Origin of the sequence: Acinetobacter sp. Q186-3, from assembly GCF_013420655.1 — a bacterium.
In the GTDB taxonomy this organism is placed as follows: Bacteria; Pseudomonadota; Gammaproteobacteria; order Pseudomonadales; family Moraxellaceae; genus Acinetobacter; species Acinetobacter indicus.
In genome coordinates this window covers 1-7,739 of the sequence record NZ_VOXS01000033.1, presented here as the reverse complement: position 1 = coordinate 7,739, position 7,739 = coordinate 1, and the positions used below count along the sequence as shown (strand labels likewise).

At 42.2% G+C, this 7,739-nt stretch carries 5 protein-coding genes; all 5 read right to left on the bottom strand.

Translation table 11 applies throughout. The features are described from left to right. Nucleotides 1–227: 227 nt before the first annotated feature. A complete protein-coding gene (locus FTT64_RS14040; protein ID WP_177156119.1) occupies nucleotides 228–1,127 on the bottom strand; it encodes a cation diffusion facilitator family transporter in 900 nt (299 codons plus the stop codon). 86 nt (nucleotides 1,128–1,213) lie between these two features. Continuing rightward, nucleotides 1,214–4,354, bottom strand: a complete 3,141-nt coding sequence (locus tag FTT64_RS14035) for an efflux RND transporter permease subunit (RefSeq protein ID WP_096902762.1) — start codon at nucleotides 4,352–4,354, stop codon at nucleotides 1,214–1,216. Then, on the bottom strand, nucleotides 4,344–5,573 hold the full coding sequence (locus tag FTT64_RS14030; RefSeq protein ID WP_104472702.1) for an efflux RND transporter periplasmic adaptor subunit: 1,230 nt from the start codon (nucleotides 5,571–5,573) through the stop codon (nucleotides 4,344–4,346). The genes FTT64_RS14035 and FTT64_RS14030 overlap by 11 nt, the downstream gene beginning before the upstream one ends. A gap of 1 nt (nucleotide 5,574) precedes the next feature. Continuing rightward, nucleotides 5,575–6,900 carry a TolC family protein gene (locus tag FTT64_RS14025; protein WP_035269736.1) on the bottom strand — a complete coding sequence of 442 codons (1,326 nt, stop codon included), beginning with the start codon at nucleotides 6,898–6,900 and terminating at the stop codon, nucleotides 5,575–5,577. A 48-nt stretch (nucleotides 6,901–6,948) separates the two neighbouring features. After that, entirely contained in the window at nucleotides 6,949–7,359 is a 411-nt protein-coding gene (locus FTT64_RS14020; protein ID WP_197704863.1) for a cation efflux protein, CzcI-like, read from the bottom strand. Nucleotides 7,360–7,739: the final 380 nt, after the last annotated feature.

The window sequence follows — 7,739 nt, the reverse complement described above, 5'->3', positions numbered from 1 at the left end:
ATCTAATTGACGTTCAGTATTTTGTTCAGTTGAACTGACTCGAATATATCCGACCTGATTAGGCATTCTGTACCGTTAGAGTTTAGATAATTAAATACATATTGTACCGAAATTAAATATTAAGTCTATAAATACGGTTTTTGAGTTGCTTTTTAAGACTTTATTTTGTTCCGTTAGGCTATACTTTAAAGTTACACAAAACATCTATATGAAGACTAAAGTCCAAATTAGTGTTTATGTTGGTTCAATGTATTACATTTCGTATTTTCTATTTGTAACGTAATTTCAGTAATATTATGATTATGTTTTAGAACTTCTAAGGCATTTTGATAGAGTTGATCTGTATTGCTATTCGGAGCAACCAAATGAGCAGTTAAATGAATATTTCTTGAGGATATAGCCCAGACTTTCAACTGATGAATCCCTTCAACGCCCTCTAGCTTCAATAAATCATTTCTTAACGACTCAATATCAATCTCATCAGGAACTCCTTCAAGCAGAATATGAATACTTTGTTTTAATAAAATCCAAGTTCGAGGTAAGACCCAGAAGCCAATTAACACAGCGATTACGGTATCAACCCACATCCACTGGGTAAAATAAATAACTATTCCTCCGATAATCACGCCTATCGATCCTAGAGCATCACTAAGAACTTCTAAATATGCACCTTTTATATTTAGACTTCCTTCAGCACTAGCAGAAAGGATTTTCATTGAAATCAAATTTATGACCAAACCAATGACCGCGACAATCATCATTCCAACACTTTGAATTTCAGCAGGATTCGTAAAACGTTGATAAGCTTCATATACAATATATATTGCTACCACAAAAAGCATCACCGCATTAAACAGAGCCGCTAAAATTTCAAATCGCTGATAGCCAAAAGTTCTTTTATCATCTGCGGCTTTTTTACCAATTTTGATAGCGGCAAGAGCAATAGCTAAAGCGGCTACATCAGTAAACATATGAGCTGCATCAGATAACAAAGCCAAACTTTGGGTAATAAAAGCAGCGACAACTTCTACTATTAAAAAAGTAGTCGTTAAACCTAAGGCAACCATTAACTTCTTACTATTTTCTTCAGTAACAACCGCATGGCTATGATCATGATGTTCTGACATAAAATATTTTCCTTATTCTATTTATGATGAGCAGAGATATTGGATAACAGCCAATATCTCTGCTGTAAATCGACTAATCTATTGGATTAAGAAACTTTCTTTTCATTTATCCAACGATAAAGCACGGGTAACAGCACCAAAGTTAGTAATGTTGAAGAGATAATCCCGCCAATCACTACGGTTGCCAGTGGCCGTTGAACCTCAGCCCCTGTTCCGGTTGCCAGCGCCATTGGTACAAAACCCAGTGAAGCCACACAAGCTGTCATCAACACTGGTCTTAAGCGCAAAATAGCCCCTTGCCACACGGCTTTATGCACTGGATATTTGTCCCTTAATTCCTTAATAAAGGTCAGCATTACCAGTCCATTGAGGACTGCAACACCAGATAAGGCAATAAAGCCAATTCCAGCTGACATCGATAATGGAATATCCCTTAGCCAAAGGAACAGCACACCACCGGTCAAGGCAAAGGGTACCCCGGTAAAGACCAATAGACTTTCTTTGACATTGTGAAAGACCGCCATCAGTAAAATAAAGATAGTGATTAAAGCCAGTGGAATCACGATTTGCATCCGTGCTTTGGCTGAAGCCAAATTTTCAAACTGACCGCCATATTCTATCCAATAACCACTTGGCAAAGTGTATGCTTTGAGCTGTGTCTGTACATCAGAAACAAAAGACCCTAAATCACGCCCTTCAACATTCGTTGTAACCACAACTCGGCGTTTACCATTTTCTCGACTGACTTGGTTGATTCCTTCAATGGTCGAGACTTGCGCGACATCCGACAATAAAATACTGCCACCATTTGGAAGCTGAATAGGTAACTGGGAAACAGATGCGACACTACGGTCTTGCTCTCCAAGACGGATAACAAAATCAAAACGACGATCGCCTTCTAAAATCTCTCCCACGCTTTGTCCACCAATACTTGCAGCCACCACATCCTGAATAGATTTCACACTCAAGCCATACTGGGCAGCTAAAGCTTTATCAATCTCTACATTGAGTAAAGGCAGACCCGAAGTTTGTTCAACTTTCACCGCACTGCTACCTGCGACTTGCTGAATGATTTTCGCGATTTTTGCAGCCTCAGTATTCAAAACCTGCATGTCATCACCAAAAACCTTCACCCCCACATCACTGCGTATACCTGAAATCAGTTCATTAAAACGTAGCTCAATAGGCTGAGAAAACTCACTGTTATTGCCGGGAATTGTCGCAAGATAAGCTTCCATTCGGGTTCGAAGTGCATCTAGGCTTTCTTTTGAATCTGGCCATTCCTCACGTGGTTTCAGCATGATATAACCATCGGAAATATTCGGTGGCATCACATCTGTCGCCACTTCAGCAGTCCCGGTACGGGCAAATATAGCTTTAATTTCGGGAAAGTTTTTCAGTAAAAGCTTTTCGGTATTTTCCTGAATACGTAAAGACTCTTCCAAGCCTGTGCTTGGAGAACGTAATTGCTGTACCGCAAAATCACCTTCACTCAGCTGGGGTGCAAACTCACTGCCAATCTTCGTGCTGAGCAGACCCGTAATGACCAGGAGACAAATGGCAAAAGTTAAAACCACCGCTTTGTAATGATAGGCTCCATCCAATATCTGTTGATATCGGGTTTTGAGCCAGATCATCCAACGGCTTTCCGTTTCTTTGATCTCCCCTTTAACCCATAAAGCAACTGCAGCGGGCACAAAGGTGATCGATAAAATAATAGCTGCCACCAGTGCGAGAACAACGGTTAAAGCCATCGGATGAAATAGTTTTGCTTCTACACCACTTAAAGCAAAAATCGGCAAATACACCACCAAAATAATAAGCTGACCAAAAATAAGAGGACGACGTGCTTGGCGGGCAGCCAGAAAAACTTCCTTAAAGCGTTCACTTTGTGTGAGAGGTCGTTTTAACAGTTGCTGTGTATGGGCTAAACGCCGGATACAGTTTTCGACAATCACCACAGCACCATCGACAATGATGCCGAAATCGAGTGCACCTAAACTCATCAGATTGGCACTGATATTTTTCTGTGCCATCCCGGTTAAGGTAAACAGCATAGAGAGTGGAATGACACAGGCAGTAATCAAGGCAGCACGGATATTCCCTAAAAACAGGAACAGAATGATGATGACCAGGATTGCTCCCTCTACCAAGTTTTTCTGAACGGTTTTAATCGCCTTCTCAACCAAGGTAGTACGGTCGTACACCGTTTCAATCACTACCCCTTTAGGCAAACTATTCTGAATATCTTGAAGCTTGGCATCCACAGCTTTAGAAACAGTCCGGCTATTTCCACCCATCGCCATCATGGCAATCCCTAAAACGGTTTCTTTGCCGTTATAGGTTGCCCCACCGGTTCTTAAATCATGCCCAATAGAGACTTGCGCAATATCACCAACCCGAATTGGGCTGCCATTTGGGCTACCCAGCATGGTGTTCTCAATATCAGAAAGCCCATTGAATGTACCCGGTACACGTACCGTCAGTTGCTGACCATTGTCTTCAATATAACCTGCACCTCGGTTCTCATTATTTTGCGCTAAAGCCTGTTGCAGTTGTTCTAATGAGATATTCAGTTGCTGCATCCGGTTTAAATCGGGAGAGACCACATAGGTTTTTTCAAAACCACCAATACTGTTGACCTCTGCAACTCCCTTAACACGTTGCAGTTGAGGACGCACAATCCAGTCCTGAATCTCACGCAAATCCATCGGCGTGTATGCAGTTCCATCCGGCTTTTTCGCATTCGGATCTGCCTTCAGTACCCATTGATAAATCTCACCGAGACCCGTAGAAACGGGGGACATCGTCGGTGCGATTTGTGCAGGCAACTCAGATTGCGCCTCCTGTATCCGTTGGTTAATCTGCTGACGGGCCCAATAAATATCAGTCCCATCTTTAAAGACAATGGTGACTTGAGAGAGTCCATAACGGGATATGGAACGGGTAAGCTCCAGATCCGGAATGCCAGCCATGGCATTTTCAATGGGATAGGTAATCCGCTGTTCGACTTCAAGCGCAGTAAAACCCTTGGCTTGAGTATTAATCTGGACTTGGGTATTGGTAATATCGGGTACAGCATCAATCGGGAGTTTCTGATAGCTATACACCCCGACCGCAATCCAGGTACAGACAAAGAGCAACACCCAAATCGCATTTTGTATGGAAAACTGAATGATTCGTTCGAATAAACCTTCTGGTTTTGGCAGATCAGAATTAATGTTCATGGCCTGCCTCGTCTTTTTCTAATTCAGATTTCAACAAGAAACTGCCTTGAGCGATATACTTCTGCCCTTCAGTCAGCCCAGAAATCACTTCAAGCCATTGTCCATCACTTGAAGCCTGCCCCAATTGCACTTTCTGTGCTTTTAAGTGGACTTGACCTTTTTGTTCTGAATCTACGATGAAAATACTGTCTTCACCTTCAATACTTTGCAGCGCAGACTTTTGAATCCGAAGGGCTGATTTTGCTGTAGCTTCCGGAATCAACACTCTCACTAACACATTAGAACGCAACTCAGTAGCTTGCGCATCGAGTTTTGCGCGCACCACCAGACGCCCTGTTTGTACATCTGCATGAGAGGTTAAGCTTTGTACAGTAGCTTTATAGATTTGATCTGAATCATTCACTTTAAAGTCAATTTTTTGCCCGGCTTGCAGTTGACCTGAGAATTGATTCGGCAAATTAAACTCAAGCCATAAATCTTTCAGCTGTTCAATGACAAAGAGCTGATTAGCCAGTTGCACATTTTCACCGACCACAATATCTTTTTGACTGATCACCCCAGAGATCGGTGCTTTAATCAGAAAACGCCCATTGTTATTGCCACTTGCACCTAATGCATTTAAACGTGCTTGTGAGGACTGGACAGTAATCTGCGCTTGACGGTAGGCATTTTCGGCACGCTGGTAATCCTGTTTGGCAGAAATCCCCTGTGACCAGAGTTGCTGTTCGCGCTGGTAATCTTTACGGGCCAAATCCAGATTCACCTGTGCCATACGCAGATTTGCCTGTTGGTCGATCAGTTCAGGCACGATTAGTACAGCCAGCGTTTGTCCTTTTTGCACGCTCTGTCCTAAAGCCACATTGACCTGCTCGACATGACCACTAAAATTAGGCGATATATGCGCTTGTTGATCGGTATTCACCACCAATTTACCTGGCAGGGTTGTCAGCTTTTCAACCAATCCTGTGGATGCAACAGCAACTTTTAAACCTTGTTCAACCATTTGTTGGCTGGTCAGTTGTATTTCGCCTTCTTCAGCATGTCCTTCTTCAGAACTATCTTCATCAGAATGTTCGGCATTTCCCTCATCATGACCATGCCCCTCAGATTCAGTTTTTTTTGAACTTAACCAAATAACCAGACTGACCAAGACCGTAATCAGAATCAAAATTGCAATCATGAGAGACTGGGATATTTTTCCGTTTTGCTTGGCGTTCATTTTATCGTGCTCCCCCATTGATTAAATTTTGCGATGCTTCGACTGCCTTTTTATTCAGTTGTGTATAGGCATCCGAACGGCTAATTTCTTCATAACTTGTGCCAATACTGAGTGCCTCAGCTGCGAGGGCAGTTTGCCAAGCTTGACGTAGAATTTGTAATTGACCCAATCGAAGATTCTGCAGTTGGGTGGTTGCTTGTTGAACGTCGGTAATGGACAGTTTCCCTGCCTGAAACCCTTGTAAAGTACGGCTCTGAACTTTGGTCGCCAAAGTAACTTGTGCTGTTGTGGCATCGAACTGGCTACGTAAACCTTTGAGCTGATGCATGCTGTTGGCAATATTGAGTATTTGTTGCTTCAGCTCACGCTGCTGCTGTTGGTTCAGCAATATTTGCTGTTGCTGGACCATCGGGATCGCATATTGCTGGCGGTTGAAAATATTCAGTGGAATAGCCACGCCGATTGCCAAAGTCGTATCGTTGCTTTCATTAGGGGTTTTGCTACGTTTCATGCCTACATTTAAAGTCGGATTGGGACGTGCCTGAATTCTTAAATTTTCAATTTGATGATCCGATTGCTGAATGTTCAAGGCATAGAATTTTTCTAGCCACCCTTCAGCAATATACCGTTGCACAGTTTGGAGACTTTGCTCTGGCCAAGGGATAGCGGTTTTATTCAATTGAAGATGTGAAGATGTTTCTCCCCCCCACAAATTAGACAGCTGACGACCGGCAGCTTGTTTATTCAGCATCGCTTGCTGATAAAGTCGTTGGATTTCTAGCGCTTCAATTTGGGTACGCTCAAAATCAACCAGGGCAATACTGCCTGCCTGATAGCGTTTCTGGGCACTGTCCAGATTGGCTTTACTTGTTTTTAACTGTACTGAATAAGCAGACTGCTCAACCTCAGCAAGTGCAAATTGCGACCATGCAAATTTAACAATCAGTTGGCTTTGTGCCTTCCATAATTGCTGTTGCAATTGGATTTGTTGATTCGAGGTATTGGCAATCACCCGGTTCAGCTTACGCTGACCAAATAGATCTAGAGGTTGACTAACGCCAACATTGAATTCCTGTTCTTGACCTGAGCCAAAGCCAGACTGTTCTAAACTTATACTTGGATTCTGCCATAACCGACTTTGCTGAATATTCAATTCAGATATTTGCTGAACTTGTTGCCACAGCTTGTCTTGAGTCTGGTAACTTTGTACTTTTGCTAAAGCGGATTCAAAGCTGGTAACGTTTTCAGCATAGCTATATTGCATAGCCGCTGCACATATACAAGCAACCAAGCTATGACGCAAGAGTATAATTGATTGTGAAGACATGATTTTTCCCACTTATTTAAATAATAAAAGTGGTGGGAATGTTTTAGGCTACCCCACCATGAGCGGGGAAAATTCGGGAGGTGGGCTTTGTTGAAACAGGTCAGGAGCCTGATAGCTGTTTTTCCAATGAAATTGTGGATTCACTTTAACTTCAGAGCTTGGATGAAACACATCTACTTTTTCATTTTGTACAATCAAATGCGTCATCGATGGTAGATGATCTTGATGATCTTCACCGATTTCTAAATCGCTACTGAATGTTTTTATGTTTTCTGACTGTCCATTATGATCGTGTTGACGACTATCGCTGGCACACAAGGTATTTTGGTGATGACCAAAATGATAACTCTGCTGTGATTGAGGCTGTTGTTCATGGACACAAAAGGCCGCCGCCACATTCCAAAAGCTTTGGAACATGAACAATCCAACCAAGACTGTAATCCATGTAGTAGAACGCATCATCATAACAATCGAAAAATTTGTACCAAGTATAAGGCTTAGAGCCACTCCAAGGTCAAGCTTAATAAATTAAATTAAACATTCAATGAACACTGAATAGCCGGCACTTTTGCAAATTTACCTTGTCTCTATAAGCTCACATCAATTTCAGGTAAGAATAACAATAGATTGAACCGTACCGGGTTTGTCGGAGAGTCAATATTCTGAGAGACTACCCCGATGACAAAATTAAAATATACCCCTGAAATCAGAGGGTAATCCCCCCTAAAAATAAAAGGATCTAAAAGTAGAATTTTCTCTTAAGATACGAGCAGGAGATTCTGCATGAAAACATCTAAATTTACTGACAGCCAGATCATGTCCATTTTAAAACAGGCGGA